This window comes from Rickettsiella endosymbiont of Rhagonycha lignosa, from assembly GCF_964031165.1.
Lineage (GTDB): Bacteria > Pseudomonadota > Gammaproteobacteria > Diplorickettsiales > Diplorickettsiaceae > Aquirickettsiella.
This window is the reverse complement of the sequence record NZ_OZ035011.1, coordinates 81,033-103,596: the sequence shown is the minus strand read 5'-3', so window position 1 is coordinate 103,596 and position 22,564 is coordinate 81,033. Positions and strand designations below refer to the sequence as shown.

Genomic DNA, 22,564 nt, shown 5'->3' with positions numbered 1-22,564 from the left:
CAAGGCAGAAAAACGGCTGTTTAATAGAGATACTTGCGTATTTCTGGTAAAGTAAAAACTTTCTTATTTTTACTTTAAAATAAAATTTATGTCCTATTATCAACATCATATCTTCGTATGTACTAATCTACGGGAAAATAATAAAGATTGTTGTGCTAAACGCGGCGCCCAGCCCTTATTTGATTATCTAAAAAATAAGATAAAACAACTGACTGAAAATCAGCAACAAAAAATTCGAGTAAGCTCTTCCGGGTGTCTAGGACGGTGTAGTTTAGGGCCAATCTTGGTGATTTACCCTGAAAGCGCCTGGTATCACTATGAAACACAGCATGATATTGACGAGATTATTGAACAACACTTAGTTAAACAACAAATAGCACATCGATTACTATTACCTAATGCAAAATAATTTTTTAGAACTGATACATCCTCGTTATTGGCCTACTTGGTTAGGATTAGGAATCCTATATCTCATAATCAAATTTCCTTATAAACTACAACTCCAATTTGGTAAAAATTTAGGTCGAATTTCCTATTATTTATTAAAAAAATTTCGACGTATTGCAGAAATTAACCTGAAACTTTGTTTTCCTGAATTATCCAATGAAGAACGAGAAAATTTACTTAAAAAACAATTTCAATCCTTAGGAATGGGACTCATTGAGTCTGCCATGGCGTGGTGGATGCCTGATCATAAACTAGATTCTCTAATTCATGTACAAGGCTTAGAACATTTGCAAGAAGCACTCGCCAAAAAAAAAGGTGTACTTATTTTAAGTGCCCATTTTACATCTTTGGATATCTGTGGGCGTCTTTTTTCTAATATTTTTCCGATGTATGTTGTTTACCGTGAACAAAAGAACCGAGTCATCGATAGATTATTAAAACAACATCGTAATTTTAACTGGATGCAACCTATACATCGCCATGCTATTCGCCAAATTATTAAAACTTTGAAACAAAACAAAGCTATTTGGTATGCTGCCGATCAAGACTATGGACCTACGCACAGCATTTTTCCGCCATTTTTTAACATTTCTACTGCTACCATCTCAACACCAAGTCGCTATGCCAATCGAACTGAAGCACAAGTTGTCACCCTATTTTATCATCGCCTTCCAAAAGGAAAAGGTTATCAAATAACTATCGGGCCTATTTTAGAAAGTTTTGGCCAGGAAGATGACTACCAAGATATGCTGCGTTTTAACCAATTGTTAGAACAAGCTGTTCGTGCCCACCCCGATCAATATCTTTGGATACATCGACGCTTTAAAACACGCCCCAAAAATGATCCGTATCTCTATTAAAAACAAATATGAACAATAAACTTATCGGCGGCATTTTACTTATCATTGGCACCAGTATTGGAGGAGGAATGTTAGCCCTGCCAATTGCTACTGCACAATTAGGCTTTATAAATGCACTAATTTTTTTAGTATTGTGTTGGGCTATAATGACCGCTGCTGCATTGCTTATTTTAGAAGTTAATCTTTGGCATAGTGTAAACAGCAATTTAATTAGTATGGCTAAAACGACCCTAGGTAAGTTTGGTCAAGCCGTTGCCTGGCTTAGCTATCTTTTATTGTTATATGCTTTATTAGCGGCTTATATTGCGGGTGGCAGCGATTTCTTACAACATCTACTATTAACATTTCATTTGCACCTATCCACAAAAATTTCCGCATTATTATTTGCAGGATTATTAAGTGTAATCGTTTATAAAGGATTAGGCTCGGTCGATTATGTTAACAGAGCTTTAATGTCTAGCAAATTATTAGCCTTTATTTTATTAGTGATTTGTATTTTTCCTTTTATTTCTTTTCATTACTTATTTAGCTTGGAAAATGCATTTCAGCTTAGTGTTATTTTAAGTAGTACAACGGTTATTATGACCTCATTTGGCTTTGCTGTAATTGTTCCAAGCTTACGTAGCTATTTTAATAATGATTTTTTTATGTTACGTAGAGCTATTCTTATTGGCAGCTTAATTCCATTATTCTGCTATATTTTGTGGGAATTAACTATTATGGGCGCCATACCCACACATGGAAATTTAGGTTTACTATTCATGTATCATTCGGGACATTCCACTAGCGACTTAATATCTGCCTTGAATCATTTACTGGATAATAGATTAGTGAATTTTTTAGCAAAAATATTTACATCCATATGTTTTGCTACTTCTTTTTTAGGAGTTGCTTTAAGTCTATTTGATTTTTTTAGTGATGGACTACAAATTGAAAAAAAAGGTTTAAAGAAGTTGGCTCTTTATGCACTTACTTTTTTTCCTCCGTTATTCATTGCCAATCATTATCCTCATGCTTTCATTATGGCTTTATCTTATGCAGGGGTTCTTTGTGCCATTTTATTAATACTTCTTCCCGCTATGATGGCATGGAGTGGACGGTACATTAAAAAATGTGCTTTAGGATATCAAGTTGGCGGAGGAAAGCTTTTATTACTTAGTTTAATGATAATAGCATTATTTATTATTATTTTAAGCTTCACTTACTAACAAATCCTATGAATATAAAACAATTCGGCGGTATTTTATTAATTACTGGCAATGCCATAGGTGGCGGGATGTTAGCTTTACCTCTTGCAACTGTTCAAGTAGGTTTTTTAAATTCGTCACTTTTTTTGATTGTTTGTTGGGGTATTATGCTAGCCGGAGGGTTACTCATTTTAGAAATAAATCTTTGGTTCCCTCCTAATAGTCATTTAATATCCATGGCGCGTGCAACTTTGGGAGTTCCAGGCGAGATCATTGCCTGGTTATGTTATTTATTATTGCTATATGCTTTGCTAGCAGCGTATATCGCGGGTGGTTCAGATTTTTTACAAGGTATCTTACAGAAAATAAATTTCCATTTTTCAACAATTGTTACAACCATTTTATTTGTACTGTGCTTAGGCCCTATTGTGTACAAAGGAATGCATTCTGTGGATTTAATGAATCGAATTCTAATGGGAGGAAAATTACTTATTTTTTTTCTCCTTATATTATTTTTATTGCCTTTTATATCTGCCAAACAATTAGCGCAGGGTAATATACATTACTTACCAAAAAGCCTTACTATCATTATTACATCATTCGGCTTTGCCGCCATTATTCCAAGTTTACGCAGTTATTTTCATAGTAATGTTAAACAATTACGTCAAGTCATTATTTTAGGTAGTTTAATCCCACTTATTTGTTACATTTTCTGGAATGGAGCTATCATGGGAGTTATTCCTATCAATAAACTTTTAACAATTGCCCAGTCCAGCCAATCTACTAGCCATCTGACCAACACATTGAGCCATTTACTAAACAAAAATAGCATTACTTTATTTACTTGGATTTTTACATCCATTTGTTTAGCAACTTCTTTTTTAGGTGTCGGTATTAGTTTATCTGATTTCTTACTTGATGGTTTAGCGTTGAGCCAAACCGAAAAAAATAAATTTATCGTGTATTTACTTACATTTTTACCTCCTTTAATGGTTGTTTTATTTTACCCCGCTTCATTTATGCTAGCATTGAATTATGCTGGCATATGCTGTGCTGTTTTATTGGCTTTGCTTCCCGCATTAATGGCTTGGTCTGGGCGTTACCAACAACAAATTAATGCCTCCTATCGCGTAATGGGCGGAAAAAAATTATTATGTTTGCTGATCCTGTGCTCCTCTATTATTATTGCGCATGCGATTATAGCTGATGTTTTTTAATTTATACTCTTCGCACTTGAATTTTTGTCTGCGTTGCCGTTCAACTCGCAATCCTGATGTATCTTGAATACATTCTGGTTGCTTCACTAAGCGAGCCGCTCTCAAAAAATCCATTGCTGTGAGTATATTTAAATTGTATTTTTTGAGTTCTGAATATTTCTGATAATGGGGTAAATAGGAAATCTTAAATGTCTTACCAAAAAAAATATGCGGATGCGATTCGATTTCTAAGCATAGATGCTGTGGAAAAAGCTAAATCAGGTCATCCTGGCATGCCCATGGGCATGGCTGATATTGCAACTGTCTTATGGAGAGAATTTTTAATTCATGACCCCAGTGATCCAAACTGGAGTAATCGCGACCGCTTTATTTTATCCAATGGTCATGGATCGATGCTGCATTATGCGCTACTTCATTTGACCGGTTATGATCTTTCACTAGACGAAATTAAAAGATTTCGTCAATTACATTCAAAAACACCTGGGCATCCTGAAGTTCATTTAACTCCTGGTATAGAAACAACAACCGGACCTCTCGGTCAAGGATTTGCAAATGCAGTGGGTATGGCCTTAGCCGAAAAAAATTTAGCCGCTTATTTTAATCGTCCTTCTCACACCATTACCGATCATTTTACTTATGTATTCTTGGGTGATGGCTGTTTGATGGAAGGCATTTCTCATGAAGCAGCTTCTTTGGCAGGATGTTTAGGTTTAGGTAAATTAATTGCTTTTTGGGATAACAATAACATTTCTATTGATGGTAATGTTTCAGGCTGGTTTAAAGATAATACCCCTGAACGCTTTAGGGCTTATCATTGGCATGTTATTTCTGATATTGATGGCCATGATCCTAAGCAAATTAAAATAGCTATAGAAAATGCTCGTGCTGTTACTGATAAGCCAAGCTTACTTTGTTGTAAAACAAAAATTGCATTTGGCGCCCCTAATTTAGTGGACAGTCATCAAGCACATGGAGCCGCATTAGGCGAAAAAGAAGTTGCTGCCACCAGACTGGCATTACATTGGAATTATCCACCTTTCGAAATACCAGAAGATATTTATCAAGCATGGGATGCTCGCTCTAAGGGAAAAGCTTTAGTAAAAGCTTGGGAAGAAAAATGGCATGTCTATCAAACAGCGTTTCCGGAGCTCGCCAAAGAATACCAACGCAGAATTAATCGAAAATTGCCTTCAAATTGGGAAGAAAAAACCAAAAAAATTATAGAGGATGTTTACAAAAATCCTTCAGAAAAAATAGCAACACGTAAAGCCTCGCAGAATGCGTTAAATGTCCTTGCCCCGCTTTTACCAGAACTTTTAGGTGGATCTGCAGACCTCACAGAATCTAATTCTACCCTTTGGAAAGGCTCTATTGTTTTAACTAAAAAAAACCCATCAGGTAATTATATTCACTACGGCGTGCGAGAATTCGGTATGTCCGCCATGATGAACGGTATAGCCCTCCATGGAGGATTCATTCCTTATGGAGGAACTTTTTTAGTCTTTAGTGATTATGCACGCAACGCTGTTCGTTTATCCGCGTTAATGAAACAGCATGTAATCTTTATTTATACTCACGATTCGATCGGACTAGGCGAAGACGGTCCAACACATCAACCTATTGAACATATCAATAGTTTAAGACTTATACCAAATCTTTCGGTTTGGCGGCCTTGTGACGCACTAGAAACCACAGTTGCCTGGCAACAAGCTATACAACATTTAGGGCCCACTTGTTTATTACTCACGCGACAAGCTATACCCTCGCAAACCCACAACCAAGAAACTTTACAATCTATCCATCGTGGCGCTTATATTCTTTTGGATAGTTCATCAACACCGGAAGCCATTATCATTGCAACAGGCTCTGAAGTCAGTTTAGCTATGAGTGCTGCACAATCTTTAAATCAACAAGGCAGACAAATCAGAGTGGTATCTATGCCTTCTGCTGATCGTTTTGAACAACAAGATTTAGCCTATAAAGCTAAAATTTTGCCTAATTCGATTACATTACGCCTCGCTATAGAAGCAGGAACTGAAGATTTTTGGTACCGGTATGTAGGTAATAAAGGTAAAGTGATCGGACTTAACCAGTTCGGCGAATCTGCACCGGGTACTGAAGTCTTTAAAAATTTTGGGTTTACTACTGAAAATATTATTAAAACACTAAATCAACTATTAACCGATTAAACTAGGGGGAAGCATTATGACAATACGTATCGCTATTAATGGTTATGGTCGTATAGGCCGTAATATTTTAAGAGCTTTTTTTGAAAATCCTAAGCAGCATGATGTAGAAATTATAGCAATAAATGACTTAGGTAATATCGAAATTAATGCTCACCTAACCCGCTACGATACTACTCATGGGAAATTTAAAGGAACCATAAACATCGATAAAGATTATTTAATTGTCAATAACCAGCGGATAAAAATTTTCTCAGAACGGGATCCAGAAAATCTACCTTGGAAAGAATTAGATATTGATGTTGTTCATGAATGTACTGGCCTATTCACTTCACCAGAGAAAGCTGGGAAACATATCAAAGCAGGGGCAAAAAAAGTTATTATTTCCGCTCCCGCTGGTAATGGGGCTGATGCCACTATTGTTTATGGGGTTAATCACCATACCTTAAAAAGTAGCGATACTATTATTTCTAATGCTTCTTGCACCACCAATTGTTTAGCCCCTCTAGCTAAAGCTTTACATGAAAATTTAGGGATTATGCAGGGTTTAATGACCACTATTCATGCTTACACTAACGATCAAGTGCTTATCGACACTTATCACCCCGATATGTATCGGGCACGATCCGCAACTCATTCTATGATACCTGCCAAAACAGGAGCGGCTTCGGCACTCGGTTTAGTGTTACCTGAACTCGCCGGAAAACTTGATGGTTTAGCTATACGCGTTCCTACGATAAATGTGTCTTTAGTCGATTTAAGTTTTCAAGCAAAACGCATAACGACCGCAAAAGAAGTCAATGAAATCTTAAAAAAAGCCTCTGAAAGTAGCTCGCTCAAAGGTCTGCTTAATTACAGTGAAGAACCCCTCGTTTCTATAGATTACAATCACAATCCAGCATCTTCCACTGTAGATGCAAACCAAACTCGTGTCATTGGCGATTTTGTTAAGGTTCTTGCTTGGTATGACAATGAATGGGGATTTTCTAATCGGATGCTGGATGTTACCACTGCATTAATGAATGCAGCTTAATTTATCGGTAAAAATGATATTTTAGACATAAATGTGGGCTCGAAAATTAACAGGTTATGAGAAGGACTTTGAAGTATAAACCCGAGAAATTAAGGGAAAAGCTATACTTTTATCGGAAATATAGTATAGATATAGCCAAATAATGTTATAGTATTAGGTTCAATTTCGCTCAATTAATAGAGAATTCATATGGCACGCGTAACTGTAGAAGATTGTTTAAAGAAAGTTAAAAATCATTTTGAATTAGTCATTCTAGCCTCGAAACGGGCCAGGCAAATTGCTAAAGGCGGCATGGCCATGGTTGACCCCGAAAACGACAAACCTACAGTAATAGCCTTAAGAGAAATCGCTGATGGAAAACTCAATGATGCAGGAGAAAAATCAAATGAGGAAATTGGCGGCGGCATAAGTGGATCACAATCTATGGGCTTTTAAAAAGCCGGGGGCGCTTGCATGCACATGTTTAGTGACCTCAAACAAGAACTACAAATCTATCTATCCCCTCAGCAAATAAAACAAGTTTATAACGCTTATCAATTTGCTGCTAGGGCCCATTCTGGCCAAAAACGCCATAGTGGAGATCCTTACATTAGCCATCCAATTGCAGTTGCTAAAATTCTCGCTCAAATGCGCATGGACGTTCAAACCATAAACGTTGCAATTTTACATGATGTGATTGAAGACACTCCTATTGAAAAAACTGTTTTAACTACGACATTTGGCAATGAAATAGCAGAACTTGTTGATGGGATGAGTAAACTAACCCAAATTCAATTCCAAAGTCGCGCTGAAGCTCAAGCAGAAAATTTTCGTAAAATGCTGCTAGCCATGGCAAAAGATATTCGCATCATTATCATAAAATTAGCTGATCGTTTGCATAATATGCGCACATTATCTGCAGTTCCTGCAGAAAAACGTCATCGTATTGCTAAAGAAACATTAGATATTTACGCCCCTATCGCACAGCGATTAGGTATGCATATAGTACGCATAGAATTAGAAGATCTTTGTTTTTTAAATCTATATCCATGGCGGTATCGAATATTACAAGAAACGATACAAAAAAATCGTCGCAAGCATAAAACAAGTATCCATAAAATAGAATCCGCTTTAAAAGAGTGTTTGGACAAACATCATTTACCTTTTCATACTATTTGGCATAAAAAAAAGCATCTTTATCAAATTTATAAAAAAATGCGGGAAAATCATTTAGCCTTCAATGAGATCATTGATGTCCCTATTTTTTGTATTATTGTAGATAATATTGATAGTTGCTATCGCGTATTGGGTGCTGTGCATAACCTTTATAAACCTCTACCGGATCATTTCCATGACTATATCGCACTTCCTAAAGCGAATGGTTATCAAGCATTACATACTACTTTATTTGGCCCTGCTGCCACTTCAATTCACATACAAATTCGTACGACTATGATGGATAATGGTGCTGATCACGGTATTGTAAGTTACTGGTTAGAAGAAAAAACTAAAGCTAACGAACTCCGTCCACATTTACGAGCAAGGGAATGGCTTAAACGCTTACTTGACATTCAACAAACGACTCCTAGTTCATTAGAATTTATGGAGACAGTTAAAATCGATCTTTTTCCCACGGATATATATATCTTTACTCCTAAAGGTGACATCATTGAGCTCCCTCACAAAGCAACTTTGATCGATTTTGCTTACGCAATCCATTCTGATATTGGGAACCATTGTATTGCAGCTAGAGTTGATAAGCATCTAGTACCACTTAGCACCCACCTACAAAGTGGTCAAACAGTAGAAATCATAACTGATCAGAAAACTTTTCCTGATTCACGCTGGTTAGAGTTTGTAGCAACAGGACGCGCTCGTAGTCATATCAGACAATTTTTCAAAAATAAGCAGCATAATGAAGCAGTACAATTAGGCCAGCGCCTGCTGGACAACAATTTAACTCCTTTAGGACAAGATAGTACAAATATCAACTCTAAAAATTTAAATAAGACCTTACAAAAGTTTCAATACGATTCTTTAGAAAACTTACTCGAAGCTATTGGACTCGGTTATATACACCCTACTTTAGTCGCTTATTCATTATGTATTTTGAAACCCAATTTTAAAAATCAAATTAATTCATTGCCATTATTTCTTAAAAATGCAGATAATGGTTTAATCAAGTTTGCCGAATGTTGTCGACCTATCCCAGGCGATGAAATTATAGGTTTACTCAATGCCGGGCATGGTCTTACTGTGCATTTACAACGATGTAAATATGCAACACGACTTATTAAAAAAAATCCAGAACGCGCCATTTCCATACAATGGGAAAAACAAACTAACGGTTTTTTTAAAACTGATATTTATATTGAAACTATTAATCAACACGGTGTATTAGCATTATTAACACATAATATTGCTAAAGCCGATGCTAATATTGAAAATATTAAAGTAGAAAGTCGCGATAGAAAACATAGTATTATTCATTTTACTTTATCAGTATTCAATCGCAAACATTTAGCCAAAGTCATCCGCTTTTTACGCACAATCCAATGTATAATAAAAATTAGTCGTCATCTTTCATTATAAAAAATTATCCTAAATTTTACTAACAATCAAAAATTCAAATGTGAAGACTAATAGGAAAAGCATCGATTAACCTAATATCTCCCACGTAAATTGCTGCTAAACGCCTCCCCCAATGATCCGCAACGTAATCAACTTTAAACCCTATGTTTTTTAATTGTTTCTCTGCAGCTTCTGAGCTTGGAGCTTGTTTTAAAATTGTTGGAAAATGACTCGCCTTCGCGCGTTGCTCTAAACTCAAACGAGTATTCCTCGAACTTAAAGCTAAACCATCTGTTGCACGAATTATTGAACAAGCAACGATTTCTGTTCCCAAAAAAAGTGCTTGAGCCATTTTTTTGATGAGTAGTAACTGTTGATAATCTTTTTCGCCATAATATGCATGAGTCGGTCTTACAATATTCAGATATTTTAAGACGACTGTTAACATCCCAATAAAATGCCCAGGACGAAACTTTGCTTCTAATTCTTGGCTTAGATCACTGGTATCGTGAATTTGAATTTGATAATTATCAGCATAAACGGTTTCAGAATCTAACAATAGCAAATAATCTACTTTTTGCTTGGTTAATAAAACAATATCTTCATCTAAACTACGTGGATAATGTATAAAATCCTCTATTTGATTAAATTGCTTAGCATTTACGAAAATAGCTACTATAGTCAAATCATTTTCAGCCTGAGAACGAGCACAAAGACTTAAATGTCCTGCATGCAAATGACCCATGGTATGAACAAATCCTATATTTTTATTATTATTTTTTTTCCTTATGGTTTGCCAATCTTCAAGATTAGTAACTATGTTCATAACCAGGAAATTCTTTGTGTTTAACAGAATGGCTGTAGTGATCCACTGCTTTTCGAATCAACTGATTACCATTTAGAAAGTGGTTAACAAATTTTGGTTTGAAATCTAGATTGAGCCCTAATAAATCTTGCAAAACTAAAACCTGACCGTCAGTATCAACACCAGCTCCTATACCAATTGTTGAAATTTTTAAGGAAGTTGTTATTTCTTTTGCCAGTTGTGCTGGAACACACTCGAGAACTATAGCAAAACAACCCGCTTGCTCTAAAGCAAAGGCATCTTCTTTAAGTCGCGCTGCCTGCATATGAGTTTTTCCCTGGACTTTATATCCACCCAAACTATGAACAAATTGAGGAGTTAAACCTAGATGACCCATAACTGGAATACCTGATTCGACTAAATGCCTTATCAAGGAAAGATTTCCTGCTGCACCTTCTAATTTAACAGCTTGTGCGCCTGCTTGCATAAGCTTTTGTACAGCGATGACACTACGACTTAATGATCGGCGATAACTTAAAAAAGGAAGATCGGTAATGAGAAATTTAGAAGGAGCACCTCGGTATACCGCAGCAGTATGAAGTTCCATTATAGTCATTGTTGCCATAATGGTATCTTTAAACCCATGCATAGTCATGGCAAGACTATCACCAATTAATAATGCATCTAGCGAAGAATCATTAAGGATTTTTGCGGTACTATAATCATAACAAGTTAAGATTACGATTTTTTCTTTAGTTATTTTTTTTTTAGTAAATTCTAAAACGTTCATGTGCTAGTCACCAAAAAGAGATAACAATAGCATTGAACATTAGGTACCTGTCGCATGATCAAGTCCTCATTGCTTTTTGAAAAGAATTACTGTCTCCTTTCACCAGGAATAGGAGCAAAGGCATAGTTTAAAGTGCTAATGTCCAATTATCAAGCAGTCCGCCTATATAGTTGTATTTTTGGAAATGATCCTAGAATCAAAAAAGTATTTCTTTGTATTTTTCAACTATTAAAGAAATAAAAAGAATACTAAGAGAATGTTAACATTTTGCAGTATTATGCATATGATTCGCCACTATTTGCAGTAATTGTTGGGCTATTAATTGTTTAGGTGCACACGCTAAGTGGATAGGAACATCAGAAGATAATACAGTTACTTCATTTTTATCACTATCAAAACCAATATCCACTTGACTAACATCATTAACCACCATTAAATCTATGTTTTTACTCCTACGCTTCTCTTCAGCAAATTTTAAGGTATATTCAGTTTCGGCAGCAAAACCAACCAATAAAGGTTTAGCTTCTAAGTTCATTTGACTAACAGTATTCAAAATGTCAATGGTAGGTTTTAATTGTAAAGTTAACGGTGCATTCGATTTTTTAATTTTGTGTAACGCTGGGTTTACAACTTGATAATCTGCTACAGCAGCAGTACTGATAAAAACCGTCTGTTGACTAATTTCCTGCTCCACAGCCGATAGCATTTCGCTGGCAGTTTTCACTGATATAAATTTCAATTTCCTTGGTGGTGTTAAAGCGACAGGTCCACTAATGAGTGTAACTTTAGCACCCGCTTCTATAGCAGCCTGGGCTAAAGCAAACCCCATCTTACCCGAACTACGATTCGATAAATAGCGCACGGGATCGATGCATTCTTGAGTTGGACCTGCAGTAATTAAAATTCTTTGATTGTGTAAGTAGGGTTTGATAAATACTTTTGATAAAGATTCCACTATCTCTAAAGGTTCCAGCATCCGCCCTAATCCAAACTCTCCACAGGCTTGACTCCCTTCTCCAGGCCCTATAAATAAACAATCTCTTTCTTTAAGTGTATTAACATTATCTTGCGTTGCTTGATTAAACCACATCGTTTGATTCATCGCAGGTACAATAATTAAACGTGTGTTGGACGCCAAACATAAGGTACTCAATAAATCATCAGCAAAACCGTGAGCTAATTTAGCAATCACATGTGCTGTCGCAGGAGCTATCAAAATACAATCGGGCCATCGTGCAAGGTCAATATGACTCATTGCAGCTTCAGCTTCAACATCTATAAGTTCTTCATATATTTTGTGTTGTGAAACTGTTTGCAGTGTCAAAGGTGTTACAAAAGCTTTGCCACAAGAAGTTAAAACAACTCTGATATCATGATGTTGTTCTTTGAGTTTTCTAATAAGTTCCGGAGTTTTATAAGCAGCAATACTACCTGTAATACCCAATAATATGCGTTTGTTCATTGGCTTAGAATAACAAAAAGGAGCATTAAAAGTAATGCCCCTTTTTATAACATTTTAATTTTTACTCAAAGCAAATTGGATTTTTAGAATGGACTGCGTAGTAAAACAACCCGAATGTATTCAAATACATGCGGATTGTGAATTGAACGTCAACACAGTCAAAAACTCAAGTGCGCAGAGTAAGTTTTTAAAAATATAAACCTATTTGTAAAGTAATTGTATTACCACTTTTTCCTGTTCCATTAATGGGATTAAAGCCGGATTGACCAGTGGCAACATCCGTTGCGCTATAGTCAATATCGTGACGAAATTCTAAACTTTCAATGGTATCTTTCCAAACAGATGTACTTACTGTGGCTATATAACGCTTCTTAGGAATAAGTAGCCCTAAGGCATCCTTTGATTGATCATATCCAATAATAATTGCACTTGGTTTTTCTAAGACATCAAACTTATAAGCCGCTTCGGTGTGAAAAGCTGCTGGCTTAGCACCTTGCCCATTAATGGATAATACTGACTGTGTAAATGAGCGGCTAGCGGTAACATACTCGCTAGTTAAGCTAAAAGCACCCACGCTTAAAGTTCCGCGTGCATCCAACCCTGACACAGGGTTCATTAGCTCAGTATTATTGTTTGTAGCAAATCCTTCAAAATTTCCAGGTCCACTGTTACCGTTATGCTGCATACCTAAAGAATCTGCAATACTACGAATATAACTTCCTGCTATATCAATATTCCATTTTGGCTTCGTGAAAATATATTCAGCGTTAGCACCATAATTTCGTAGACCATTATTATCTATGCTAGTTCGGCTTGGCCCTCTGAAAACAAAAGCCGATAAATTTAAATCATTTTCATCATTAAATTGTTTTGAAAAACCTAGCTCCAGAGCTCTAGCTTTGGTTCTACCTAAGGTTTTAGTAAATGGATCACTAATCATCGAAGATGAATATTGACCAAATGGTACATAAAACTGACCCATAGTTGCATACAGAGGAAATTTAGCTAAATTTCCTATCGTTAAAAACCCTCGTTCTAAAAGAACACGAGAATTATCAATTCGTCTAGGCGACATATCCGTTGGCGGGGTATTATCATAAACAAACGCAATCAAGCCTGTTACCCATTGATTGACTAAAATCTCAGTATCTAATTCGATGCCAGTCAAATCAATATCTGTAGCCGAGTTATTTTGAAAATTACCAAAATGACTGGTATGAAAAATTTGCGATTCTATTTTTCCGCTTAAATTAATAATAGGAGTATCTGAAAGTTGATGTCCATTTTGTTGCAAATAATTGTAAATTTGTTTTCGTTGTTGCAATAAATTAAGATCTTCATTCACATAGGGTTGGTTAACCACTAAATCAGATGCATTATATTCTGAGTTAATACCTATAAAGGGCGAACTAATAACTGGTGTACCTATAATAAAAAAAGGATGTAAAGCAGTAACCAAACTTTGATGTGCGGCCGTTTCAGCAGGTGTTTCAGTAGTAGTAGAAACTGCTGTCTGGTTTGATTGTCTGCGCAAGGTCGCCACTTGATTTTGCACGCGCTGTAGCTCGGATTCTAGGGCTTGAGTCCGTTGCGACAATTTTATAATTTCCTTGTCATTACTTGGCTGTGTGATTTCATTAGCTAATGCAACATTTCCTTGTAAACTTAACCAACACACCCCTGCCATAAGCGTCGTTAATTTATATTTGTTACTTAGCATGAGGGACACCTTATTATTAAAATAAGTATTAATCCCTCTATGTATCAAAAAAAAGTGATGAATGCAAGCCTAATTTATCTAGGGCAGGCCTATCTAAGGATTCGATCCCCTTAATGTCAGCTAGATGTTTTAAGAAATAACCTTCTAATTCGAATTTTTCTTCTGTCGCCATCGGTTAGCCAGAATATTTAGCCATTCTACAAATACAGAGAAAGCAATAGCAAAATACAGATAAGCTCTAGGTACATGCATCCCAAATCCATCAGCTACTAGTACTAATCCTATTAATAATAAAAAACTTAAACCGAGAATCTTTAGGTTCGGGTAGGTGTTAATAAAATGACTCAATGGTCCACTAGCCCATATCATTAATGCGATTGCGATGATAATAGCTAAGGCCATAATTATAAATTCCTGGGCCATTCCTACTGCAGTGATCACACTATCCAATGAAAAAATAATATCTAACAACATAATTTGAATGATAACCATCGAAAATCGCGAATATCGATGCAAGCTGCTTTTTTTCTCTGTCACAATTGTTACATTAAAATGAAGTTCACTTGTCCCTTTTGCAAGTAAAAATAATCCCCCTAAGATAAGAATTAAATCCCTTCCTGAGAAAACATGCCCTACCAAAGTAAAGAGCGGTTGCGTAAACTTAGTCATCCAAGCAAGCGTTGCCAATAAAAGTAAACGCGTCACACAGGCGAGTAATAAACCGAATTGACGAGCTGAACTTTGTTGAGATTGTGCAAGCCTATTTGTTACGATAGCAATGAAAACCAGATTATCAATACCCAAAATAATTTCTAAAGCTGTTAGTGTAAGTAAACTAATCCAAGCTTCCGGAGAAAAAAATAATTCAAACATAATTATCCTCTGAAAATTTGAATGCATTTAGACTGTAGAGTACATCAAATTCTCAGCATTCAATAGCTGTACTATTTTTAATAACGTTCACAAACATTTACAAATCTGTTGAATTATTAAGAAAACTTTTCCATCAATAAGAAAATCTTTAAGATAGCTAAGCTTAGCGGATCCCCCAATAAAAAAAGCCCGCTAACGCAGGCTTAATGTTTTTAACCAAATATATCGTCGGTATTAAGCAAACTTAATGCTGGCACGTAATTGACCTACGGTTGATTTATTACCTGTTGCGCCAGAATGTATTGTTCTAGCAGGTATGACTGCTGTGCCAGCAGTCCCAGGAATAGTAATAGCACCTTCGCCAACGTTGTAATCTCGGTCTTGGAATACAGCTATACCGAGATCAAACCATTTGGCAAAATTAACCATATAGTCGGCATAGATGCGGCGTTGTGGTAAGAACGTCGCTAAATGCGTTGTTTTTTGATAACCAATTGCCACACGTGATTGATGTGCCATCACTGGAAACGTCAAGCCAGCTTCCAAGCCCCATACAACTGGTTTACCTAATTTAGATTGACCAGATGGAATAGCTACTGGAAATCCTGGCGAGGTATTACCGCTTAAAAAGATTGGATTCGCTAAACTACGTGTTGTTGAAATATAGTGTCCATTTGCATCAAAAGGTCCGAAAGTTACATCTGCATTCACGTTCCACGCAGGTACTTTTGTATTTGGTAAACCTGGAACAGTTGTTCCCTCAACAATCTGATTTAGATAATAGGAAGATAAGAAATTTGAATCCGCTATATTCGCAATATAACCTGCATTTAAATTCCACTTACTATTAAACATTCTCCATCCCCATCCTAAATCCGCACCACCGTTTTGAATACGGCGCGTCGAACCAGCATCTGTGATCTTAGGATTACCCGCAAACGTATATAACGAACCATACAGACCGTTCGGAACGATAAAGCCTAATTGTGCAGCAGTTGCAGTAATCTCAGTGAATAACTGGGTTGGGTTTTCTTGGGTTACAAATCCATACGGATCATAAGCACCAAATGGAATATACTCTTTACCCACTCTAAAATAGATAGGTGAAGCTTGGAAGTTCCCTATGGTCGCATACGCAGTGTCTATCGCCGTTCGATTCAATGGATGATACACAAAGAGTGAGTTAGCAATATTATAAGGCCCTGTCGAACCGGGAAGGCCTGACAAAGAACTATAAACTACCGACATATTTGCCGTCACCCAATTATTAACTCGAGCATCTACAAATAAATTGGCATTATTCAGCAATAAATCACTTGCTCTGCCTGATGTTGGAATAGTTAATACATTAGGAGGTACTGCAGCCGGATTTACCGCTGCCAGTGGGTTAAACCCGGGATTAAACTCCCAGAAAACAGGAGGCTTATTCGCTAAATAAACATCAGTATTCATCCAACCGCTGATGTTGATGCGACAAGTCCAACCGCAAGGTTGATCAAATCCGCCAGGTTGATTTCGGTCAAGGATCGAATCAAGTTTATTAACTTGATAACGCATTACATCCATTTGATAGGATGTGTCCAACATATACGGCTGCATCGCCAATACAGGACCGCTAAGCCCAAGTGTTACGAGTGAAGCAACAATCGCTTTGAGTTTCATCCTAAACCATCTCCTTGTAGAATTAATTAACTCCATCTATCACTTTTTCTTGCTAAACCTAAGAATTACAACCGGTTAAAGGTTTTTTCCTAGATTCATTTTCTATCTATGAAAACCTATTATAGATAAAATAAGTCAAATCGAGTTTATCTTAGCAGTACTTTATAACTATCTCAATAAGATAGATATATTTTTTTGTATTTATAAAAAAGCCCGCTAACGCGGGCTTAATGTTTTTAATCAAATATATCGTCGGTATTAAGCAAATTTAATGCTGGCACGTAATTGACCAACCGTTGACTTATTACCGGTAGCTCCCCGATGTGCAAGAGTACCTATAGCTGGAGTTACAACAGGTGTTGTTGCAGCTGTTGCAGTACGAATAATAGAACCTTCGCCAATGTTGTAATCTCGGTCTTGGAATATTGCTATACCAACATCAAACCATTTGGCTAAATTAACCATATAGTCCGCATAGATACGACGTTGTGGCAAGAAAGTTGCTAAATGCGTGGTTTTTTGATAACCAATTGCCACACGTGATTGATGTGCCATCACTGGAAACGTCAAGCCAGCTTCTAAACCCCAGACGTTAGGCTTACCTAACTGTGCGGGCGGAGCAGTTAACACTGGAAATCCTGGTGCAGAATTACCGCTTAAAAAGATTGGATTCGCTAAACTACGTGTTGTTGAAATATAGTGTCCATTTGCATCAAAAGGTCCGAAAGTTACATCTGCATTCACGTTCCACGCAGGTACTTTTGTATTTGGTAAACCTGGAACAGTTGTTCCCTCAACAATCTGATTTAGATAATAGGAAGATAAGAAATTTGAATCCGCTATATTCGCAATATAACCTGCATTTAAATTCCACTTACTATTAAACATTCTCCATCCCCATCCTAAATCCGCACCACCGTTTTGAATACGGCGCGTCGAACCAGCATCTGTGATCTTAGGATTACCCGCAAACGTATATAACGAACCATACAGACCGTTCGGAACGATAAAGCCTAATTGTGCAGCAGTTGCAGTAATCTCAGTGAATAACTGGGTTGGGTTTTCTTGGGTTACAAATCCATACGGATCATAAGCACCAAATGGAATATACTCTTTACCCACTCTAAAATAGATAGGTGAAGCTTGGAAGTTCCCTATGGTCGCATACGCAGTGTCTATCGCCGTTCGATTCAATGGATGATACACAAAGAGTGAGTTAGCAATATTATAAGGCCCTGTCGAACCGGGAAGGCCTGACAAAGAACTATAAACTACCGACATATTTGCCGTCACCCAGTTATTAACTCGGGCATCTACAAATAAATTGGCATTATTCAGCAATAAATCACTTGCTCTGCCTGATGTTGGAATCGTTAATGAATTAGGTGGGACTATAGCAAGATTTATGGGTGCAGTAGGATTAAAGGCTGGATTAGGCTCCCAGAAAACCGGTGGCTTATTAGCTAAATAAGCGTCGGTATTGATCCAACCGCTGATGTTGATGCGACAAGTCCAACCGCAAGGTTGATCAAATCCGCCAGGTTGATTTCGGTCAAGGATCGAATCAAGTTTATTAACTTGATAACGCATTACATCCATTTGATAGGATGTGTCCAACATATACGGCTGCATCGCCAATACAGGACCGCTAAGCCCAAGTGTTACGAGTGAAGCAACAATCGCTTTGAGTTTCATACTCATCCATCTCCTTAATAGGTTGTTAACTCAACATTAGATTTATTTTAAAACTAGATTTTTAGCTCTATTTTTATCGATAATCGAGACATCGACTCAAGCAAAAAATTAGTTTTACAAAAATCTATTACTTCTTTAATTTCATGCCCGCAACACACCGATAAAAGTTGGAATATGCTACGTTCATAAAAATAATTCAAAAACAATTTATTTATACTTATCCCTTGTTATTTCCTACCAAGGCTGTTTAATTTCCATTCCTGCTCTATAAAAGCGATATCGGCGAAAATTAAACAACCCTGGTCTTGGCACCGCTGTAAATTTACAATTTACAGTTTCGCAAACTCTAAACGGAGACTTGCTTAGCGGTTTACCAGAACCGTTTTACAAACATTTTATTTATTTTTTTAAGTTTTCAGCGATTTGGAAGGTACAAGACTTTGTTATTAGTGCTGAAAATAGCTTTTCTTAAAGACCAGATAGCTATTGCATTTTATACCTAACACCATGACCTATGTCAATGGTTTCATTATAAAATACGCCTTACTACCTTAACTATAAAGAAAACTTACCAATTAAAGGAAAATAGATGCTAAATCCATTTAAATCAAGTTTCTGATAATTTTTTTTGTAGGTCGCCAGTTTTATAAAGCTGTTCAACGATATCGCATCCACCCATTAACTCTCCTTGATAAAAAAGCTGTGGAAAAGTTGGCCAATTAGAATATTGTGGTAATTCGCGACGTATATCACTATTTTCAAGTACATTAACATGTGCAAATTTTACACTGCAAATTTTTAGAATTTGTACTACCCGTGCCGAAAAACCGCAACAAGGCTTTTCGGGAGTTCCTTTCATATAGAGAATTAACGGGTATTTCGCAATTTGCTGCTTAATTGTTTCTAAGGTATTCACTTCAGTAATAGACATTTATTTTCCTCATTAATAATATATTTTGGTAATTTTAATCTAAAACTACGCTCAGATTTTCTATGTAAAACTATTTAACGAAAATACAATTAGCCATATTTAAATGCTTGCCTTATCATTATCTGGATTTTAAACTGGTAATAGCAATTTTAGCAAATCGATAAAAATAGGATACCCCATGAAACATGAGTTACCCCCATTACCCTATGCCTTAGATGCTTTGGCACCCGTTATTTCAAAAGAAACCTTAGAATACCATTATGGCAAACACCATAAAGCTTATGTCGACAAACTGAATGAATTAATTCCTGGCACAGAGTTCGAAGCTTTATCTCTGGAAGAAATTATCAAAAAAGCTCCTCCAGGCCCTATTTTTAATAATGCTGCTCAAGTATGGAATCATACCTTTTATTGGCATTGTATGACTCCTGAAGCATCAAAAAACAAGTTGAAAGGGCCTCTAGAAGATGCAATAAATAAATCCTTTGGTTCTGTCGATAAATTTAAAGAAAATTTTGTCAAGGCCGCCATTGGACAATTCGGCTCTGGATGGGCTTGGCTGGTAAAAGACGCGCAGGGGGTGACGATAAAAACAACGAGTAATGCACAAACTCCTATCCAGGATAACAAATCTTGCCTGTTTACTTGTGATGTCTGGGAGCATGCTTACTATATTGACTACCGCAATGCACGCCCAAAATATCTGGAAAAATTTTGGGAAGTAATGAATTGGGGTTTTGTTGCTGAAAATTTCGAAAAATAACAGTTAACTGAGAAAAAAACTATGACATCTGCCTTGATGCCTATTTATCCAAATCGACTTCCTGTTGCCTTTGAAAAAGGCTCAGGAGTGTGGCTGACAGATACTCAAGGTGAAAAATATTTAGATGCTTTAGCAGGTATTGCAGTTTGCGGTTTAGGACATGCTCATCCTGCTATCACTGAGACAATTTGCCAGCAAGCTGCAAAATTAATTCACACATCAAATACTTATCATATTCCGGAACAGGAAATATTAGCGTCAGAACTGGCACGACTATCTGGAATGGATCAAGTTTTTTTTTCTAATTCAGGTGCAGAATCAAACGAAGCGGCTATCAAAATGACGCGCCTTTATGCCCGAAAAAAAGGGATCGATCAGCCCATCATTATTGCCATGAAAAATGCTTTTCATGGCAGAACCATGGCCACCTTAAGCCTATCCGGCAGCGAGCGTTTACAAATTGGTTTTGAACCTTTATTAGAACGTTTTATCCATATCCCATTTAATGATGTTGCTGCACTAGAAAATGCTATAAAAAAACATAAAAAAAATATAGCCGCAATTATGTTAGAACCTATTCAAGGAGATGGTGGGATCAAAATAGCCACGTCCAATTTTTTAAAAGCTATTCGAGATTACTGTGATCAACACGATTGGTTGATGATACTCGATGAGATACAAACCGGCCTTTGTCGTACCGGACCTTGGTTTGCTTACCAAACTTATAATATTTTACCTGATATAGTTACTATTGCAAAAACCTTAGGCAATGGCTTTCCTATTGGAGCTTATTGTTCTCGTGGAAAAGCAAATAATATTTTTCCCATTGGAAAACATGGCTCTACGTTTGCTGGTAGCGCATTAGCTTGTGCTGTTGCAATTACAGTTATAAATATCTTGGAAAAAGAAAAATTCTCTGCGCATGTAAAAAAAATTGGAGCTTATTTGCTTTCAAAATTACAAAATAGTTTTAATAACCATCCGCATGTCGTCACTATAAAAGGGCAAGGGCTTATGCTAGGTATTGAGCTTGATGTTGAATGTCGTAATATCCCTAGAATTGGATTAAAACATCATTTACTTTTTAATGTCGTTTCTAATAATACGATTCGTCTTCTACCTGCTTTAATTTTACAAGAAGCTGAAGCGGATGAAATTTGCTTGCGTTTAATTAAAACCATAGACGAATTTTATAATTCATCTTTATGAAAAATAATGAAAAAAAATTAGAATTTGCTACTCGCTGCATACATGCTGGACAAATACCTGATCCAAGTACTGGTGCATTAATAACTCCCATTTATGCAACATCAACTTACGTTCAAAAAAGCCCAGGGATACATCAAGGCTTTGAGTATTCCAGAACTCAAAATCCTACTCGGTTTGCTTACGAGCGTTGTATTGCCGATTTAGAAAATGGTCAGGCAGGATTTGCTTTTGCTTCTGGAATGGCGGCTATTAATACGATAATTGAGCTATTAAATCCTGGCGATCATATCATAGGTATGGATGACTTATATGGTGGCACCGTACGTTTATTTAACCAAATTAAGCAGCGATCATCAGATTTAAATTTTTCATATGTGGACATGACTGATTTAACTAATTTAAGTAAGCAAATAAAACCTGAAACTAAATTATTATGGATGGAATCCCCGACTAATCCCTTATCAAAATTAGTTGATATACAACAAGTAGTAAAAATTGCTCGCCAACATAAATTAATTACTGTACTTGATAATACGTTTGCAACTCCTTGGATCCAACAACCCTTAACATTGGGCTGTGATCTTGTTGTTCATTCTGCTACAAAATATTTGAATGGACATTCCGATATGGTCGGAGGGATTGTAGTCGTCGGTGAGAATGCTGAATTAATTGAGAAAATAGCTTATTTACAAAATGCCATGGGGGCCATACAAGGTCCTTTTGATAGTTTCCTTGCCTTGCGAGGCTTGCACACTTTAGCGTTACGGATGCAAAGACATTGTGAAAACGCATTAAAAATTGCTCAGTTTTTGGAACAACACAACAAGGTTGAAAAAGTTTTTTATCCTGGCTTAGCGAGTCATCCTCAACATGAATTAGCTAAAAAACAAATGCATAACCGCTTCGGAGGAATTGTAAGCTTTGTGTTGCATGGAAATTTAGAAGAAACACGTCATTTTGTTGAACGTTGTCGTTTATTTACATTGGCAGAAAGCCTAGGTTGCGTAGAGAGTCTTGTTGATCATCCTGCCATTATGACGCATGCTGCTTTACCTAAAGAAACTCGTGAGCGTCTTGGCATTACTGATAGCCTACTGCGCTTATCAGTAGGAATAGAAGCTGCCCAAGACCTTATTGATGATCTTAAACATGGATTAACATTCTAAAAATTTTA

The 22,564-nt window shown here is 36.6% G+C and carries 19 protein-coding genes; 11 read left to right on the top strand and 8 right to left on the bottom strand.

All coding sequences use genetic code 11. The features are described from left to right. Positions 1-88 precede the first annotated feature (88 nt). The 8 genes from AAHI99_RS00505 to AAHI99_RS00470 all read left to right on the top strand — a co-directional run bounded on the left by AAHI99_RS00505 (position 89) and on the right by AAHI99_RS00470 (position 9,501). Positions 89-409 (top strand): (2Fe-2S) ferredoxin domain-containing protein, encoded by a 321-nt coding sequence (locus AAHI99_RS00505; RefSeq protein ID WP_342227743.1) that lies wholly within the window; start codon positions 89-91, stop codon positions 407-409. After that, on the top strand, positions 399-1,307 hold the full coding sequence (gene lpxL, locus AAHI99_RS00500) for an LpxL/LpxP family Kdo(2)-lipid IV(A) lauroyl/palmitoleoyl acyltransferase (RefSeq protein ID WP_342227742.1): 909 nt from the start codon (positions 399-401) through the stop codon (positions 1,305-1,307). The genes AAHI99_RS00505 and lpxL overlap by 11 nt, the downstream gene beginning before the upstream one ends. 8 nt (positions 1,308-1,315) lie before the next feature. Next, positions 1,316-2,515 (top strand): amino acid permease, encoded by a 1,200-nt coding sequence (locus tag AAHI99_RS00495; RefSeq protein ID WP_342227741.1) that lies wholly within the window; start codon positions 1,316-1,318, stop codon positions 2,513-2,515. An 8-nt stretch (positions 2,516-2,523) separates the two neighbouring features. Beyond that, positions 2,524-3,711, top strand: coding sequence for an amino acid permease (locus AAHI99_RS00490; protein ID WP_342227740.1), 1,188 nt, complete (start codon positions 2,524-2,526; stop codon positions 3,709-3,711). 188 nt (positions 3,712-3,899) lie between these two features. After that, positions 3,900-5,900 (top strand): transketolase, encoded by a 2,001-nt coding sequence (tkt, locus tag AAHI99_RS00485; protein ID WP_342227739.1) that lies wholly within the window; start codon positions 3,900-3,902, stop codon positions 5,898-5,900. Positions 5,901-5,916: 16 nt separating this feature from the next. After that, positions 5,917-6,930, top strand: a complete 1,014-nt coding sequence (gene gap / locus AAHI99_RS00480) for a type I glyceraldehyde-3-phosphate dehydrogenase (RefSeq protein WP_342227738.1) — start codon at positions 5,917-5,919, stop codon at positions 6,928-6,930. A gap of 189 nt (positions 6,931-7,119) precedes the next feature. Beyond that, the gene (gene rpoZ, locus AAHI99_RS00475; protein ID WP_342227737.1) at positions 7,120-7,365 is read left to right on the top strand and encodes a DNA-directed RNA polymerase subunit omega; all 246 of its coding nucleotides are present in this window, start codon (positions 7,120-7,122) and stop codon (positions 7,363-7,365) included. A gap of 18 nt (positions 7,366-7,383) precedes the next feature. Then, the gene (locus AAHI99_RS00470; RefSeq protein ID WP_342227736.1) at positions 7,384-9,501 is read left to right on the top strand and encodes a bifunctional (p)ppGpp synthetase/guanosine-3',5'-bis(diphosphate) 3'-pyrophosphohydrolase; all 2,118 of its coding nucleotides are present in this window, start codon (positions 7,384-7,386) and stop codon (positions 9,499-9,501) included. 34 nt (positions 9,502-9,535) lie between these two features. Here the strand turns inward: AAHI99_RS00470 and panC are convergent, their stop codons facing one another. The 8 genes from panC to grxD all read right to left on the bottom strand — a co-directional run bounded on the left by panC (position 9,536) and on the right by grxD (position 19,418). Next, entirely contained in the window at positions 9,536-10,306 is a 771-nt protein-coding gene (gene panC / locus AAHI99_RS00465) for a pantoate--beta-alanine ligase (protein ID WP_342227735.1), read from the bottom strand. Continuing rightward, positions 10,290-11,075 carry a 3-methyl-2-oxobutanoate hydroxymethyltransferase gene (gene panB, locus AAHI99_RS00460; protein WP_342227734.1) on the bottom strand — a complete coding sequence of 262 codons (786 nt, stop codon included), beginning with the start codon at positions 11,073-11,075 and terminating at the stop codon, positions 10,290-10,292. The genes panC and panB overlap by 17 nt, the downstream gene beginning before the upstream one ends. 259 nt (positions 11,076-11,334) lie before the next feature. Then, a complete protein-coding gene (gene coaBC, locus AAHI99_RS00455) occupies positions 11,335-12,537 on the bottom strand; it encodes a bifunctional phosphopantothenoylcysteine decarboxylase/phosphopantothenate--cysteine ligase CoaBC (RefSeq protein ID WP_342227733.1) in 1,203 nt (400 codons plus the stop codon). 187 nt (positions 12,538-12,724) lie between these two features. Further along, entirely contained in the window at positions 12,725-14,257 is a 1,533-nt protein-coding gene (locus tag AAHI99_RS00450) for an LbtU family siderophore porin (RefSeq protein WP_342227732.1), read from the bottom strand. Positions 14,258-14,401: 144 nt separating this feature from the next. After that, on the bottom strand, positions 14,402-15,130 hold the full coding sequence (locus AAHI99_RS00445; RefSeq protein ID WP_342227731.1) for a TerC family protein: 729 nt from the start codon (positions 15,128-15,130) through the stop codon (positions 14,402-14,404). Positions 15,131-15,364: 234 nt separating this feature from the next. Continuing rightward, complete coding sequence (locus AAHI99_RS00440) at positions 15,365-16,792, bottom strand: LbtU family siderophore porin (protein ID WP_342227730.1); 1,428 nt, start codon at positions 16,790-16,792, stop codon at positions 15,365-15,367. Positions 16,793-17,050: 258 nt separating this feature from the next. After that, positions 17,051-18,487, bottom strand: a complete 1,437-nt coding sequence (locus tag AAHI99_RS00435) for an LbtU family siderophore porin (RefSeq protein ID WP_342227729.1) — start codon at positions 18,485-18,487, stop codon at positions 17,051-17,053. A 607-nt stretch (positions 18,488-19,094) separates the two neighbouring features. Further along, positions 19,095-19,418, bottom strand: coding sequence for a Grx4 family monothiol glutaredoxin (grxD, locus tag AAHI99_RS00430; RefSeq protein ID WP_342227728.1), 324 nt, complete (start codon positions 19,416-19,418; stop codon positions 19,095-19,097). Between the two features lie 178 nt (positions 19,419-19,596). Between grxD and AAHI99_RS00425 the strand changes: the two genes are divergently transcribed. Genes AAHI99_RS00425 through AAHI99_RS00415 form a run of 3 tightly spaced genes read left to right on the top strand, consistent with a single transcriptional unit; the run spans position 19,597 to position 22,556 of the window. After that, entirely contained in the window at positions 19,597-20,181 is a 585-nt protein-coding gene (locus AAHI99_RS00425) for a superoxide dismutase (RefSeq protein WP_342227727.1), read from the top strand. Positions 20,182-20,202: 21 nt separating this feature from the next. After that, positions 20,203-21,390: an aspartate aminotransferase family protein gene (locus AAHI99_RS00420; protein WP_342227726.1), complete on the top strand. Its 1,188-nt coding sequence runs from the start codon at positions 20,203-20,205 to the stop codon at positions 21,388-21,390. Continuing rightward, positions 21,387-22,556 (top strand): PLP-dependent aspartate aminotransferase family protein, encoded by a 1,170-nt coding sequence (locus AAHI99_RS00415; protein WP_342227725.1) that lies wholly within the window; start codon positions 21,387-21,389, stop codon positions 22,554-22,556. Before AAHI99_RS00420 ends, AAHI99_RS00415 begins: the two co-directional genes overlap by 4 nt. Positions 22,557-22,564: the final 8 nt, after the last annotated feature.

Excerpts from the sequence above, each read along its gene's own strand:
- AAHI99_RS00425 (WP_342227727.1), top strand. The coding sequence starts at position 19,597 with ATGAAACATGAGTTACCCCCATTACCCTATGCCTTAGATGCTTTGGCA.
- gap (WP_342227738.1), top strand. The coding sequence starts at position 5,917 with ATGACAATACGTATCGCTATTAATGGTTATGGTCGTATAGGCCGTAAT.
- AAHI99_RS00470 (WP_342227736.1), top strand. The coding sequence starts at position 7,384 with ATGCACATGTTTAGTGACCTCAAACAAGAACTACAAATCTATCTATCC.
- AAHI99_RS00445 (WP_342227731.1), bottom strand. The coding sequence starts at position 15,130 with ATGTTTGAATTATTTTTTTCTCCGGAAGCTTGGATTAGTTTACTTACA.
- grxD (WP_342227728.1), bottom strand. The coding sequence starts at position 19,418 with ATGTCTATTACTGAAGTGAATACCTTAGAAACAATTAAGCAGCAAATT.
- AAHI99_RS00490 (WP_342227740.1), top strand. The coding sequence starts at position 2,524 with ATGAATATAAAACAATTCGGCGGTATTTTATTAATTACTGGCAATGCC.
- panC (WP_342227735.1), bottom strand. The coding sequence starts at position 10,306 with ATGAACATAGTTACTAATCTTGAAGATTGGCAAACCATAAGGAAAAAA.
- tkt (WP_342227739.1), top strand. The coding sequence starts at position 3,900 with ATGTCTTACCAAAAAAAATATGCGGATGCGATTCGATTTCTAAGCATA.
- AAHI99_RS00415 (WP_342227725.1), top strand. The coding sequence starts at position 21,387 with ATGAAAAATAATGAAAAAAAATTAGAATTTGCTACTCGCTGCATACAT.
- AAHI99_RS00505 (WP_342227743.1), top strand. The coding sequence starts at position 89 with ATGTCCTATTATCAACATCATATCTTCGTATGTACTAATCTACGGGAA.
- AAHI99_RS00420 (WP_342227726.1), top strand. The coding sequence starts at position 20,203 with ATGACATCTGCCTTGATGCCTATTTATCCAAATCGACTTCCTGTTGCC.
- panB (WP_342227734.1), bottom strand. The coding sequence starts at position 11,075 with ATGAACGTTTTAGAATTTACTAAAAAAAAAATAACTAAAGAAAAAATC.
- lpxL (WP_342227742.1), top strand. The coding sequence starts at position 399 with ATGCAAAATAATTTTTTAGAACTGATACATCCTCGTTATTGGCCTACT.
- AAHI99_RS00495 (WP_342227741.1), top strand. The coding sequence starts at position 1,316 with ATGAACAATAAACTTATCGGCGGCATTTTACTTATCATTGGCACCAGT.
- rpoZ (WP_342227737.1), top strand. The coding sequence starts at position 7,120 with ATGGCACGCGTAACTGTAGAAGATTGTTTAAAGAAAGTTAAAAATCAT.
- AAHI99_RS00435 (WP_342227729.1), bottom strand. The coding sequence starts at position 18,487 with ATGAAACTCAAAGCGATTGTTGCTTCACTCGTAACACTTGGGCTTAGC.
- coaBC (WP_342227733.1), bottom strand. The coding sequence starts at position 12,537 with ATGAACAAACGCATATTATTGGGTATTACAGGTAGTATTGCTGCTTAT.
- AAHI99_RS00440 (WP_342227730.1), bottom strand. The coding sequence starts at position 16,792 with ATGAAACTCAAAGCGATTGTTGCTTCACTCGTAACACTTGGGCTTAGC.
- AAHI99_RS00450 (WP_342227732.1), bottom strand. The coding sequence starts at position 14,257 with ATGCTAAGTAACAAATATAAATTAACGACGCTTATGGCAGGGGTGTGT.